Source organism: Streptomyces sp. NPDC007264 (assembly GCF_042869095.1).
Lineage (GTDB): Bacteria > Actinomycetota > Actinomycetes > Streptomycetales > Streptomycetaceae > Streptomyces.
In genome coordinates, this window is the sequence record NZ_JBIAFD010000007.1 from 351,275 (window position 1) to 364,686 (window position 13,412).

At 71.4% G+C, this 13,412-nt stretch carries 9 protein-coding genes and 1 pseudogene; 7 read left to right on the forward strand and 3 right to left on the reverse strand.

What is annotated here, in order from left to right:
- Window positions 1-195: 195 nt before the first annotated feature.
- Window positions 196-750 (reverse strand): annotated as a pseudogene (locus ACFYMU_RS15075) (NADAR family protein); the annotation flags it as partial.
- 210 nt (window positions 751-960) lie between these two features.
- Here ACFYMU_RS15075 and ACFYMU_RS15080 point away from each other — a divergent pair.
- Genes ACFYMU_RS15080 through ACFYMU_RS15105 form a run of 6 tightly spaced genes read left to right on the forward strand, consistent with a single transcriptional unit; the run spans window position 961 to window position 8,153 of the window.
- Window positions 961-2,514: a gamma-aminobutyraldehyde dehydrogenase gene (locus ACFYMU_RS15080; protein WP_388372792.1), complete on the forward strand. Its 1,554-nt coding sequence runs from the start codon at window positions 961-963 to the stop codon at window positions 2,512-2,514.
- A 52-nt stretch (window positions 2,515-2,566) separates the two neighbouring features.
- Window positions 2,567-3,814, forward strand: coding sequence for a PotD/PotF family extracellular solute-binding protein (locus ACFYMU_RS15085; protein WP_388372794.1), 1,248 nt, complete (start codon window positions 2,567-2,569; stop codon window positions 3,812-3,814).
- A gap of 5 nt (window positions 3,815-3,819) precedes the next feature.
- Window positions 3,820-4,971, forward strand: coding sequence for an ABC transporter ATP-binding protein (locus ACFYMU_RS15090; protein ID WP_388372796.1), 1,152 nt, complete (start codon window positions 3,820-3,822; stop codon window positions 4,969-4,971).
- Window positions 4,971-5,900 carry an ABC transporter permease gene (locus ACFYMU_RS15095; protein WP_388372798.1) on the forward strand — a complete coding sequence of 310 codons (930 nt, stop codon included), beginning with the start codon at window positions 4,971-4,973 and terminating at the stop codon, window positions 5,898-5,900. The genes ACFYMU_RS15090 and ACFYMU_RS15095 overlap by 1 nt, the downstream gene beginning before the upstream one ends.
- Window positions 5,901-6,701: an ABC transporter permease gene (locus ACFYMU_RS15100; RefSeq protein WP_388372799.1), complete on the forward strand. Its 801-nt coding sequence runs from the start codon at window positions 5,901-5,903 to the stop codon at window positions 6,699-6,701.
- A gap of 24 nt (window positions 6,702-6,725) precedes the next feature.
- Entirely contained in the window at window positions 6,726-8,153 is a 1,428-nt protein-coding gene (locus ACFYMU_RS15105; protein WP_388372801.1) for an NAD(P)/FAD-dependent oxidoreductase, read from the forward strand.
- A gap of 73 nt (window positions 8,154-8,226) precedes the next feature.
- Here the strand turns inward: ACFYMU_RS15105 and ACFYMU_RS15110 are convergent, their stop codons facing one another.
- Both ACFYMU_RS15110 and gabT read right to left on the reverse strand, forming a co-directional pair.
- Complete coding sequence (locus ACFYMU_RS15110) at window positions 8,227-8,940, reverse strand: phosphatase PAP2 family protein (protein WP_388372803.1); 714 nt, start codon at window positions 8,938-8,940, stop codon at window positions 8,227-8,229.
- 439 nt (window positions 8,941-9,379) lie between these two features.
- Window positions 9,380-10,714: a 4-aminobutyrate--2-oxoglutarate transaminase gene (gene gabT, locus ACFYMU_RS15115; RefSeq protein ID WP_388372805.1), complete on the reverse strand. Its 1,335-nt coding sequence runs from the start codon at window positions 10,712-10,714 to the stop codon at window positions 9,380-9,382.
- A 382-nt stretch (window positions 10,715-11,096) separates the two neighbouring features.
- Between gabT and ACFYMU_RS15120 the strand changes: the two genes are divergently transcribed.
- Entirely contained in the window at window positions 11,097-13,214 is a 2,118-nt protein-coding gene (locus tag ACFYMU_RS15120; RefSeq protein WP_388372806.1) for an ATP-binding protein, read from the forward strand.
- Window positions 13,215-13,412: the final 198 nt, after the last annotated feature.

Here is a 13,412-nt window from a genome sequence, read left to right on the forward strand (position 1 = left end):
GGAAGGTTCACCGGCTCGCGACGCCCGGCACGGCTCCCCCACGCTCGGCTGCGCTCGCGCGGGAGGGGCCCCCACCGCCGCGTTGTCGCATCACCCGCGTACTGGGCGTACGCGGGCGATCCCGACAACGCGGCGAGGCGCCGTGCCAGGCGTCGCGGGGCAGACGGGACTTTCGCAACACGCCCTCCAGGCCCGGCCCGCCGCCAACCGCTCCCGTGCCGCCATCAGCGCGAACCCCAGAAGGTTCGGGCCGCGCCATCGCTGGGGGTCCGCCGCCCGCTCGTCGTCCGCCGCGAGGCCGATGCCCCACACCCGGTCGACCGGGCTCGCCTCGACGAGCACACGGTCGCCCGTACCCAGCAGGAAGGCGCGCAGACCGGGATGGGCGGCGAACTTGTGGACGCTGCCCTCGACGACGATCCCGAAGCGCTCGCGCTCCCATATCGCCTCGTCGAAGCCGCGCACCAGCCGTCCCGCCTTCTTGGCGAGCGCCGGGTTCGGCGCCGTGACGGCCTGGCGCTCGGCCTCCGCGTCGCGGAACAGCCGTGCCTTCGATGCCATCATCCAGTGCTCGGCCGTCGCGTACTCCACGCCGTCCGCGGTGAAGGGCGACGGCCACCACTGGCTCAGGCAGCTCGCCCCGATCCGCCCGTCCGGCCGCGGGCGGTGCCCCCAGAAGTGCAGGTACTTGACTCTCGCCCCCGCCTGGAGCTCCCCGACGAGGGACTCCCAAGAATCGATCTTCCCCATGGCGGCGAGTGTGGCATGCGCCACTGACACTGCGTCTCGGCTTTTCGGATGTGACTCGACACCTGGTCGACAGATTCCGTCGCGTAACCAAAAGGCAACAACGGAATCCCTTGTTGACGTCCTTCTCCTCTGTCAGGATCGGCACTCAAATCGAGCTGGAGCTACGTCAGCCCCCGCGTTGGACGCGGGTCGGCGGCGGAGGAGAGCGACATGGACATCCCGGGCAACACCGGCGAGACCGACATCCGCTTCCGGACACAGGCCGAGCTGCGCGAACGCTTCGCGGACGGAGCGCAGTACATCGCGGGCAGGCCGGCCAGGGGCACGTCGGGCCGCACGCACATGGTGGTCGACCCGTCCACCGGCGCCGAGGTGTTCAGCTACGAGCTGGCCGGAACCGAGGACGTCGACCGCGCCGTGGCGGCCGCCCGCGCAGCGTTCCCCGACTGGTCGGGCGCCACCCCCGCCGAGCGCTCCGACGCGCTGCACCGCTTCGCCGCCGTCCTCGCCGGGCACGCCGAGGACCTCGCCCGCCTCGAGTCCCTGCAGTGCGGCAAACCCCTCAAGCTCACGCGGGAGTTCGACGTGCCGGGCACGATCGACAACACCGCCTTCTTCGCGGGGGCCGCCCGGCACCTGACGGGGCAGGCCGCCGGTGAGTACTCCGGCGACCACACGTCGTACGTGCGCCGCGAACCCATCGGCGTCGTCGGTTCCGTCGCGCCCTGGAACTACCCCCTCCAGATGGCGGCCTGGAAGATCCTCCCGGCGATCGCCGCGGGCAACACCATCGTCCTCAAGCCCGCCGAGCTCACCCCGCTGACCTCGCTGCTGTTCGCCCGGGCGGCCACCGAGGCGGGCATCCCGGACGGTGTGATCAATGTCGTCACCGGCGCCGGCAAGGAGGCGGGCGAGCACCTGGTCGGTCATCCCGACGTGGTCATGACCTCGTTCACCGGCTCCACCGCCGTCGGCAGGCGCGTCGCCGAGATCGCCACCGCAGGCGTCAAGCGGATCCATCTGGAGCTCGGCGGCAAGGCGCCCTTCGTCGTCTTCGACGACGCCGACCTGGAGGCCGCCGTCAACGGCGCGGTCGCGGGCGCGCTCATCAACACCGGCCAGGACTGCACGGCCGCCACCCGCGCGTATGTGCAACGCTCCCTCTACGAGGAGTTCGTGGCGAGGACCGCCGCCCTCATGGAGACCGTCCGGCTCGGCGACCCGTTCGCCTCGGGCACCGACCTGGGTCCGCTGATCTCGCACGCCCAGCGCGACCGCGTGGCCGGTTTCGTCGACCGGGCGCGTGCCTACGCGCGGGTGGTGACCGGCGGGGAGACTCCCGGGGGGGATCTCGAGCACGGGGCGTACTATCGCCCCACCCTCGTGGCCGACGCGCCCCAGGACAGCGAGATCGTCCAGTCGGAGATCTTCGGGCCGGTGCTCGTCGTGCTGCCCTTCGACGGCGACGACGACGGCATCCGGCTCGCCAACGACACCCCGTACGGGCTCGCCGCGTCCGCCTGGAGCCGCGACGTCTACCGGGCGGGCCGCGCGACCCGCGAGATCAGGGCGGGCTGCGTATGGGTCAACGACCACATCCCGATCATCAGCGAGATGCCGCACGGCGGATTCAAGCAGTCCGGCTTCGGCAAGGACATGTCCGCCTATTCGTTCGAGGAGTACACACAGATCAAGCACGTCATGTTCGACAACACGGCGGTGGCCGGGAAGGACTGGCACCGCACCGTCTTCGGGGACCGATAGCAGACAGGCCGCCCGACCCGCGGCCACACCCTCCCGAAAGGGCACCACGCGCATGGAGCAGTACGAGCCCGACCGCCTGACCCCGGCCCAAACGGCCGCCGTGCGGCGCAGCCTCCGGAACGGCAGGGCATCCCTCACCCGCCGTTCGCTGCTGCGCGCCTCCGCGGGCGGCGTGCTCGCGGTGGGTGGACTCGGGGCGCTGAGCGCCTGCGGGATCCCCGCGGCAGGCAAGACGCAGGGCGGCACGGCCGCCGAGGACCACTCGGCGAAGGAGAAGACCGTCAACTTCTCCAACTGGCCCGAGTACATCGACGTCGACGACAGCGGCAAACACCGCCCGACGCTCGAGGCCTTCACCAAGCGGACCGGCATCCAGGTCAAGTACACCGAGGACATCAACGACAACAACGAGTTCTTCGGCAAGGTCAAGCCACAGCTCGCCGCGGGCCAGGACACCGGACGGGACCTCATCGTCCTCACGGACTGGCTGGCCGCCCGGGTGATCCGCCTGGGATGGGCCCAGAAACTGGACCCCGCGAACCTCCCGCACGCCTACGCCAACCTGTCGAGCCAGTTCCGCAGCCCCGACTGGGACCCGGGCCGGGCGTACTCCTACCCCTGGCAGGGCATCTCCACCGTCATCGCCTTCAACAGGAAGGCGCTCGACGGCATCGAGGTCAGGTCGATCTCCGACCTGCTCGACAACCCCAAGCTCAAGGGCCGGGTCGGCTTCCTGTCGGAGATGCGCGACAGCGTCGGCATGACCCTGCTCGACATGGGCAAGGACCCGGCGAAGTTCACCGACGACGACTACGACGCGGTGATCGCCCGCCTCCAGAAGGCCGTCGACAAGGGCCAGATCCGCCGCTTCACCGGCAACGACTACACGTCCGATCTCACCAAGGGCGACCTGGCCGCCTGCGTGGCCTGGGGCGGCGACATCGTCCAGCTCAAGGCGGACAGCCCGGACGTCGACTTCATCATCCCCGACAGCGGCTACATGACGTCGACGGACAACATGCTGATCCCGAACAAGGCACGTCACAAGACCAACGCCGAGCGGCTCATCGACTTCTACTACGAGCCGGAGCAGGCCGCCGCGCTCGCCGCCTACGTCAACTACGTCAGCCCCGCCGACGGAGTGAAGCCCTACCTCGAGAAGATCGACAAGGACGCGGCGAACAACCCGCTGATCCTTCCCGACAAGGCCATGGCCGCCAAGTCCCACGCCTTCCGCGCGCTGACGCAGAAGGAAGAGACGGCCTACGAAGAGAAGTTCGCAAAGCTGACAGGGGCGTGACGAAGATGACGACAGAAACCAGCGGCGACGTCCGCCTCTCCGGGATCAGCAAGACCTACGGCTCCTTCACCGCCGTGCACCCGCTCGACCTGACCGTGCCGCAGGGCTCCTTCTTCGCCCTGCTCGGCGCCTCCGGCTGCGGCAAGACCACCACCCTGCGCATGATCGCCGGCCTGGAGGAACCCTCCTCCGGCAGCGTCCGCCTCGGCGACCAGGAGGTGACCCACCTGCCGCCCTACAAGCGGCCGGTGAACACGGTCTTCCAGTCGTACGCCCTCTTCCCGCACCTCGACGTCTTCGAGAACGTCGCCTTCGGCCTGCGCCGGCGCGGCATCAAGTCGGTGAAGAAGCAGGTCGAGGAGATGCTCGACCTGGTGCAGCTCGGTGAGCAGGCGCGCAAGAAACCGCACCAGCTCTCCGGCGGCCAGCAGCAGCGCGTCGCCGTCGCCCGCGCCCTGATCAACCACCCCAAGGTGCTCCTCCTCGACGAGCCGCTCGGCGCCCTCGACCTCAAGCTGCGCCGGCAGATGCAGTTGGAGCTCAAGCGCATCCAGACCGAGGTCGGCATCACGTTCATCCATGTCACGCACGACCAGGAGGAGGCCATGACGATGGCCGACACGGTCGCCGTGATGAACGCGGGCCGGGTCGAGCAGCTCGGTTCGCCCACCGACCTCTACGAGAACCCGCAGACCACGTTCGTCGCCAACTTCCTCGGCACCTCCAACCTCATCGAGGCCGAGGTCGACACCAAGAACGGCGGCGACATCGTCCTCGCGGCCGGCGGCGGCAAGCTCACGCTCCCCGAGGCGCGCTGCTCCGCACCGACGACGGCAGGCGGCAAGGTGCTGGTCGGCGTCCGCCCGGAGAAGATATCCCTCACCCACACCGACGACGCGGGCGAGATCCCCGGGGGCCGCAACCGCATCACCGGCACGATCGCCGACTCCAGCTTCATCGGCGTCTCCACGCAGTACGTCATCGACAGCCCGGCCTGTCCCGAGTTCGAGGTCTACGTCCAGAACATCGACCGCGACCCGCGGCTGGTGCCCGGCGCCGAGGTGGTCCTGCACTGGAACCCGGCCCACACCTTCGGCCTGGACGCGGCGCAGGACATCGACGCCGGCGTGGAGACCGTCGAGGAAGAGGCGGCCTGATGTCGACGCTCACCGAGGCTCCACCGCCTCTCGCCCCCGCCGCAGCGGAGCGCAAAGCGCCGCGCAGGCGGGGCCGCATGACCCCGTACTGGCTGCTGCTGCCCGGCATCCTGTGGCTGCTGGTCTTCTTCGCGCTGCCGATGGTCTACCAGGCGTCCACGTCGGTGCAGACCGGGTCCCTGGAGCAGGGCTACAAGGTCACCTGGCACTTCGCGACCTACTGGGACGCGCTGTCCGAGTACTGGCCGCAGTTCTTGCGCTCCGTCCTGTACGCGGCCGCCGCGACGCTCCTGTGCCTGGTCCTCGGCTATCCGCTCGCGTACCTCATCGCGTTCCGCGCGGGCCGCTGGCGCAACCTCATCATGATCCTGGTGATCGCGCCGTTCTTCACCAGCTTCCTGATCCGCACGCTCGCCTGGAAGACGATCCTCGCGGACGGCGGCCCGGTCGTGGGCGCCCTCAACACGCTGCACGTCCTGGATGTCACCAGCTGGCTCGGCTGGACGGCCGGCGACCGGGTCCTGGCCACACCGCTCGCGGTGGTCACCGGTCTGACGTACAACTTCCTGCCGTTCATGATCCTGCCGCTGTACACCTCGCTGGAGCGCATCGACGGACGCCTCCACGAGGCGGCGGGCGACCTGTACGCCAAGCCCCTCACGACCTTCCGGAAGGTCACCTTCCCGCTGTCGATGCCGGGCGTGGTCTCCGGCACGCTGCTCACCTTCATCCCGGCCGCGGGCGACTACGTGAACGCCGATCTGCTCGGCTCCACCGACACCCGCATGGTCGGCAACGTCATCCAGACGCAGTTCCTGCGGATCCTCGACTACCCGACGGCCGCGGCGCTCTCGTTCATCCTGATGGCCGCGATCCTCATCATGGTCACCGTCTACATCCGCAGGTCCGGCACGGAGGATCTGGTTTAAATGGCCTTCGTCAACTGGCTCAAGCGCCATCTCGTCGTCATCGCGGGACTGCTGACGCTCGCATATCTCCTGCTGCCGAACGTCGTCGTCACGGTGTTCTCCTTCAACCAGCCGAAGGGCCGCTTCAACTACGAGTGGCAGCGGTTCTCGCTGAGCGCCTGGAAGGACCCGTGCGGCGTCGCCGACATGTGCGGCTCCCTGTCGATCAGCCTGCAGCTCGCCGTGTGGGCGACGATCGGTGCCACGGTCCTCGGCACGATGATCGCCTTCGCGCTGGTCCGCTACCGCTTCCGCGCACGCGGCGCGGTCAATTCGCTGATCTTCCTGCCCATGGCGATGCCCGAGGTCGTCATGGCGGCCTCACTGCTCACCCTGTTCCTCAACATGGGTGCCCAGCTCGGCTTCTGGACGATCCTGATCGCCCACATCATGTTCTGCCTCAGCTTCGTCGTCACGGCCGTCAAGGCACGCGTCATGTCGATGGACCCGAGGCTGGAGCAGGCGGCACAGGACCTGTACGCCGGACCGTTCCAGACCTTCGTCCGGGTCACCCTGCCGATCGCGGCACCCGGGATCGCCGCGGGCGCGCTGCTCGCCTTCGCGCTCTCCTTCGACGATTTCATCATCACCAACTTCAACGCGGGCTCGACCGTCACCTTCCCCATGTTCGTGTGGGGCTCGGCACAGCGCGGCACGCCCGTACAGATCAATGTCATCGGCACGACGATGTTCATCGTCGCCGTGCTGCTGGTCCTGACCTCGATGGCCGTCGGCAATCGCCGCAACCGCCCCAAGGCATGACGCACCGGTAGGGAGTTGACAGTCATGGCCCCAAGCGCCATGAGCCGTGGCACCACCTGGACGAAGTCCCTTTCCGAAGTCCGGCCGGTCCCGTACTGGCTGGACGACCCGGCCAAGCCCCGACCCGAGCCCGCCCTCACCGGCGCCGAGACCTGCGACCTGCTGGTCGTCGGCGGCGGCTACAGCGGACTGTGGACCGCGCTCATCGCCAAGGAACGCGATCCGCAGCGGGACGTGGTGCTGGTGGAGGGCCGCGAGGCGGGCTGGGCCGCCTCCGGCCGCAACGGCGGCTTCTGCGCCGCCTCCCTCACCCATGGCCCGGCCAACGGGCTCGCCCGCTGGCCGGGCGAGATCCACAAGCTGCAGGAACTGGGCGCCCGCAATCTCGACGAGATCGAGAAGGCGGTCGCCCGCCACTTGCTCGACTGCGACTTCGAGCGCACCGGCGAGATCGACGTCGCCACCGAGCCGTACCAGGCGCGGGAACTGCGCGAGTGGTACGCGGAGACACAGCGCCGGGGCCTGGCGGAGGGCACCGAGTTCCTGGACACGGAGGCGGTCAGGGAGCAGGTCGACTCACCGACCTTCCTCGCCGGTCTGCACGACCGCCGGGGGGTGGCCATGCTCAACCCGGCCAGGCTCGCCTGGGGGCTCAAGCGGGCCTGCCTCCGGCTCGGTGTCCGGGTCTACGAGCACACGCCCGCCCTCACCCTGAAGCCGTACGGCGCCGGCATGGCCGTACGCACCCCCTACGGCTCGGTCCGGGCCCGGCAGGTCGCGCTCGGCACGAACATCTTCCCGAACCTGGTCCGGCGCGTGCGCCCGTACACCGTTCCCGTCTACGACTACGCGCTGATGACCGAGCCGCTGACGGCCGACCGGCTCGCGTCGGTCGGCTGGAAGAACCGCCAGGGCCTCGGGGACTCGGCGAACCAGTTCCACTACTTCCGTCTTTCGGCCGACAACCGCATCCTGTGGGGCGGTTACGACGCGGTCTACCCGTACGGCGGCCGGGTGCGCGCCGAGTACGACGACCGCCCGGAGACGTACGCCAAGCTCGCCGGGCACTTCTTCAGGTGCTTCCCGCAACTGGAGGGCCTGCGTTTCACGCACGCGTGGGGCGGTGCGATCGACACGTGCTCGCGCTTCTCCGCCTTCTTCGGGACGGCGCACCGGGGGAGGGTGGCCTACGCGGCCGGTTACACGGGGCTGGGCGTCGGTGCCACCCGCTTCGGCGCGGAGGTGATGCTGGACCTGCTGGCGGGGGAGCGCACCGAGCTGACCGAGCTGGAGATGGTCCGCAGGAAGCCGCTGCCGTTCCCGCCGGAGCCCTTCGCCTGGACGGGCATCGCACTGACCAGGTGGTCGCTGGCCCGGGCCGACGCGCACGGCGGGCGGCGCAACCTCTGGCTGAGGACGATGGACAGGCTGGGGCTGGGCTTCGACAGCTGACGCGGGGCGCGGGGCGCGGGGCACAGGGCGCGGGGCGCGCCGGCAGCCGGGGAGGCGACGGCGGCGCCACCGGTCAGCCGGGACCGGTCCGGGAGCCGGGAGCGCCCGGAGGCGTCCGGCTGCTCCGGTCGAGGAGCACCACGAGCCCGGTCAGCAGCATCGCGCACAGGCACCAACTGGCCAGCACGTCCAGGAGCCAGTGGTAGCCCTGGCGGACCAGACCGAGGCCGACGCCCAGATTCAGCACCGCGCACACGACGAGGAGTTCGCGGCGGGCGTACGGCGAGCGCAGCCAGGGCCACAGGACCACGGCCGCGGCGCCGTACGCGACCGCCGCCGTCGCCGTGTGCCCCGAGGGGTAGTAGCCGGTGCCCGGGCCCGCCACCGCGGGGCCCGGGCGGGCGATCAGCTCCTTGAAGGGGATGACCAGCGCCGGTACGGCCGCCATGCAGACCGCGGCGGCGAGGGACGGCAGCCACCACCGGTCCGCACCGGAGCGCCGTGCCCGCGAGGCGGCGTGGACCAGGACCAGGGCCAGGACGGGCACGGCGACCGGGATGCTTCCCAGGTCGGCGAGCAGCCCGGAGAGCCGGCCGGGCCCGACCACGTCCCCGCTCAGCCGCTCGTCCACCCGTGCGAGCGGACCGCGGGCGGCGACCTGCCAGGTGATCAGGAGGAGCAGGAGGGCCGCGCCGGCCACGACGCGGGCCGGCCGCGCGGGAACGGGGTGCGTTCCGGTCCGCGCGGCCGGCGGCTGCCGGATGTCCGGGTCCGGGGAGGTCGTCACGCCGACCAGCTTGGCAGGAGAACGGCCGGGAGATCACGTGGACCACGGCCCGTCCGGTCGTGTCCTGGGTCCGTGGCGGTCCGTGACGCACGTCGGCCGCCCCGGAACAGGGGGGCGGTTCCGAGGCGGCCATCCGGATCGGTGTGCCGCCCGCCCCGGGGGGTTTGGGGCGTGCGGCCGTCCGATCGGTGAGGAGATCCGGAGCCGGAAGCTCCGGGTGTGTGCGCGAGGGCACGACCAGGTCGAGGCTGGGGATGCCGCGGCCAGGAGCCGCCCACAGTCCCCTGTGGGCGGGGTGTATCTCTCATCTGGGTAGAACCTACGACAGGAAAAACCGCTCCGACAGCCGGAAACAGGTCCCGCCATCCACCTCGCACACCTTCTTCACACCCTCTGACGCCCGCCGCCCCGGGCCGGAATCCCGGTGCTGCCGGCCGGTTCAGACGCGGGTGAACGCCTGCTCGATGATGTCGAGGCCCTCGTTCAGCAGGTCCTGGCCGATCACCAGCGGCGGCAGGAAACGCAGCACGTTGCCGTAGGTGCCACAGGTCAGGACCAGCAGCCCCTCCTGATGGCACGCCTTGGCGAGCGCCGCGGTCGCCTCGGGGTTCGGCTCCTTGGTGGCGCGGTCCTTGACCAGCTCGATCGCGATCATCGCGCCGCGGCCCCGGATGTCGCCGATGACCTCGAACTTCTCGGCCATCGCCGTCAGGCGGGCCTTCATGGTCTCCTCGATCTCCTTCGCCCGGGCGACCAGGTCGAGCTCCTTCATCGTCTCGATCGCGCCGAGCGCGCCCGCGCAGGCGACCGGGTTGCCGCCGTAGGTGCCGCCCAGACCGCCCGCGTGCGCCGCGTCCATGATCTCGGCGCGGCCGGTCACGGCGGCCAGCGGCAGACCGCCGGCGATGCCCTTGGCGGTGGTGATCAGGTCCGGGACGATGCCCTCGTCCTCGCAGGCGAACCACTGGCCGGTGCGGCAGAAGCCGGACTGGATCTCGTCGGCGACGAAGACGATGCCGTTGTCCGTGGCGAACTTCCGCAGCGCGGGCAGGAAGCCCTTCGCCGGCTCGATGAAGCCGCCCTCGCCGAGCACCGGCTCGATGATGATCGCGGCCACGTTGTCCGGGCCGACCTGCTTGGTGATCTGGTCGACGGCCATGGCGGCGGCCTCGGGGCCGCAGTTCTCCGGGCCGGTCGGCCAGCGGTAGGCGTAGGCCATCGGCATCCGGTAGACCTCGGGCGCGAACGGGCCGAAGCCGTGCTTGTAGGGCATGTTCTTGGCGGTGAGCGCCATCGTCAGGTTCGTCCGGCCGTGGTAGCCGTGGTCGAACACCACGACCGCCTGCCGCCGGGTGTAGGCGCGGGCGATCTTGACGGCGTTCTCGACGGCCTCGGCGCCCGAGTTGAACAGCGCCGACTTCTTGGCGTGATCACCCGGAGTGAGCTCGGCCAGCGCCTCGGCGACGGCCACGTAGCCCTCGTACGGCGTGACCATGAAACAGGTGTGCGTGAAGTCCTGCAGCTGGGCCGAGGCCCGGCGTACGACGGCCTCGGCGGAGGCGCCCACGGACGTCACCGCGATGCCGGAGCCGAAGTCGATCAGCCGGTTGCCGTCGACGTCCTCGATGATTCCGCCGCCCGCGCGCGCCGTGAACACCGGCAGCACGGAGCCCACGCCCTGGGCGACCACGGCGGCGCGGCGGGCCTGCAGCTCCTGCGACTTCGGGCCGGGGATGGCGGTGACGACGCGGCGCTCCTGGGGAAGTGCGGTCATGGGGGCTCCCTGATGATCGTGCGGACCGAGAGGTCCCGGCCCCGGCGTTCCGGGGGACCGGCCGTCTCGGTGGAGTGGCCGTTCCGGCGGACCGGGTTTCCGGCGGACCGGGTTTCGAGCGGACCGGGTGTTCCGGCGGACCGGGTGTTCCGGGCGGGGTGCTTTTCGGACGCTTGCCTTCTTTTCTCGCAGGCTAGAGCGGGTCGCGAAGGGTGGGCATGCTCCATGTGGGCGCCTCGGGCGCGCCCGCTTGTCCGCCGTGGACATAGCGGAGCGGGACGCGTCGGCGCGCGCCCGGCCGCGTATGCGGTGAACTCCCCTTGCGGGGGCGTTAGATTGACTCGCTGACGGTGACGGAACGGCTGGTCAGGGGGCAGCGGCGATGGACAGCGACGGGACGCAGGACGCGCGGGTCACACGGGCGGATCCGGTACCTCGTCCGGCCGGGCCGCCCCGGATCCCGCCCCGGCCGGCGAACGCACCCGGGTTGCCGCCGCCGCCGGACGGCTCGGCCTTCCTGACCTGGCTGCGGGCGCCGCGGCCACCGGCGGTGCCCGGCGTGTGGCGCTTCGGGCACCGGCCGCGGCCGGAGCAGGAGCCCGAGCGGACACCGACACGCCAGCTGCTCGGCGGGGCGCTGATCTCGTTCCTGGTGGGCTGGCTGATCTGGTCGCTGCTGTGGAACGGCTACCTCGGCGGCTGGTGGGTGCTGCCCCTGGAGCTGTTCACCCCCGACTCGTGGCTGCACGACAACGACCGTGTCCAGAACGCCTTCCTCTGGTACGGCTACTACACGGTCATCGCCCTCGCCATCATGATCGCCGTCGGCAGGCTCGGCCGCTGGGGCGAGGTCTGGCGGCGCTTCGGACCGCCCGCCTGGCGCCCCGCCGCCCCGGTGACCGAGCGGCCCCCGGACCCCGAGGCCGACCCCGCGCAGTGGAACGAGCTGCGCGCCGCGGGCGCCCACGAGGTGGCCGACCGGCTCGCCGCCGAGGCCCGGTCCGGGCTCATGCGGGACGTCGACCACGCCCGGATCGCCCGTGCCTGGCAGGGCGTCCTCAGCGGTCGGCACAGCCTCGCCACCTTCACCGGCGCGGTCCTCGAGGACGGCGCCGCCGCCTGCCTGCACCCCTCGGGGAAGCGCGACCTGCCCGCCCGGCTCGCCCGGCACGACCTGATCACCGGGCAGGTACGGCTCGGCACCACCGTCGACGATCCCCGCAACCCCTACGCCTACCGCGGCACCGGCCTCGGGGTCGACCCCGACCTGCTCGGCACCTCCTTGGTCGCCGTCGGTCCCGCCGGCTCCGGCAAGACCAGCACGGTGGTGTGGCCGCTCACCGAGTCCCTGTGCCTGCACGCGCTCGCCGGGCGGGCCGCCGTGGTCGTCGTCGGCGCGGCCGGCGCCGGTCTCGGCCCGGCGGACGCCTACGACGTCGTCGTGCGCATCGGGCACCCCGAGTCGGTGTACGACCTGGACCTGTACGGCGGGACCACCGACCCCGACGAGGCGGCGGCCGTGCTCGCCGAGGCGCTCGTGGGCGACCTCGCCGACCCGCACCCCGGCGGGGACAGCCGACGCTCCACCACCGTGCTCGCCCAGCTCCTCGGGCCCTACCGGGCGGTCCACGGCCGCTTCCCGTCCGTGCCGGAGCTGCGGCAGCTCCTCGACGGCGCGCCCGGCCCGCTCGCCGCGCTGCGCAAGGCCCTGGAGGACTCGGGGCAGGACTCCCTGCTGCGTGAACTCGACGCACGGGCACGGCAGTCGGCGCACCCCGGAGACGTGGGCGGCGTCCTCGCCGACCGGGTCGCGCTGCTCGACCGGCCCGCCTTCGCCCCCTTCTTCGACACCTCCGGTAGGTCCCGGCCCTTCTCGCTGCGCGCCCTCGACCACCCCGTGCGGGTCCGTGTCGACCTGCCCGAGCGCGGTCACGCCGACGCCTCACGCATCCTCGCCCGGCTGGTGCTCGCCCAGTTCACGGCGAGTGTCGCGGCCCGCGAGGACCGGTCGCTGTTCGCCTGTCTGCTGCTCGACGACGCGACCGGAGTGGTGACCCCGGAGGCCGTCCGGGCCATCCAGCGGCTGCGCTCCGCGAACGCCGGGGCCGTCCTCACCCTGCGCACCCTCGACGATGTGCCGCGGCCGCTGCGCGGACCCCTGCTCGGCGCCACCGGGTGCCGGATGGCGCTGTCCGGGCTCACCCCCTGGGACGGGCAGGACTTCGCCGAGGTGTGGGGCAAGGAGTGGACCGAGACGCGGGACGTCACCGACCGGCAGATCATCGCGGAGACCCCGGCGGGCAAGGCCCTGCACATGCTGCGCCGGGTGATCACCGGGCATGCGCCGACCGCGCGCGCCGTGACCGTCCGCCAGGTCGAGCGTGAGCGGTGGTCCGCGTCCGAGCTGGCGCACGCGGTGCCACCGGGGCACGCGGTGCTCTCGCTGACCGGCGTGCGGGGCGAGCACGCGCCGCCGCTGCTGGTGAAACTGCGCGGCTGAGGGGCGGCGGGCGAGACGTCCGGACACAGGTGGGCGGGGCCTCCGGACCCAGGGTGGGCGGGGCCTCCGGACACGGACGGGCGGGATGTCCGGACCCAGGTGGGCGGGGGGTCCGGGCACAAGGAGCACGAGGTGACCGTACGGTGAGGCAGAATCGACAGTGGCTGTTCATACGCGGCGGCCAAAGGATCACAGCGA

Coding starts and splice junctions, on each gene's coding strand:
- gabT (WP_388372805.1), bottom strand. CDS start 10,714: ATGACCGCACTTCCCCAGGAGCGCCGCGTCGTCACCGCCATCCCCGGC.
- ACFYMU_RS15095 (WP_388372798.1), top strand. CDS start 4,971: ATGTCGACGCTCACCGAGGCTCCACCGCCTCTCGCCCCCGCCGCAGCG.
- ACFYMU_RS15080 (WP_388372792.1), top strand. CDS start 961: ATGGACATCCCGGGCAACACCGGCGAGACCGACATCCGCTTCCGGACA.
- ACFYMU_RS15105 (WP_388372801.1), top strand. CDS start 6,726: ATGGCCCCAAGCGCCATGAGCCGTGGCACCACCTGGACGAAGTCCCTT.
- ACFYMU_RS15090 (WP_388372796.1), top strand. CDS start 3,820: ATGACGACAGAAACCAGCGGCGACGTCCGCCTCTCCGGGATCAGCAAG.
- ACFYMU_RS15120 (WP_388372806.1), top strand. CDS start 11,097: ATGGACAGCGACGGGACGCAGGACGCGCGGGTCACACGGGCGGATCCG.
- ACFYMU_RS15100 (WP_388372799.1), top strand. CDS start 5,901: ATGGCCTTCGTCAACTGGCTCAAGCGCCATCTCGTCGTCATCGCGGGA.
- ACFYMU_RS15085 (WP_388372794.1), top strand. CDS start 2,567: ATGGAGCAGTACGAGCCCGACCGCCTGACCCCGGCCCAAACGGCCGCC.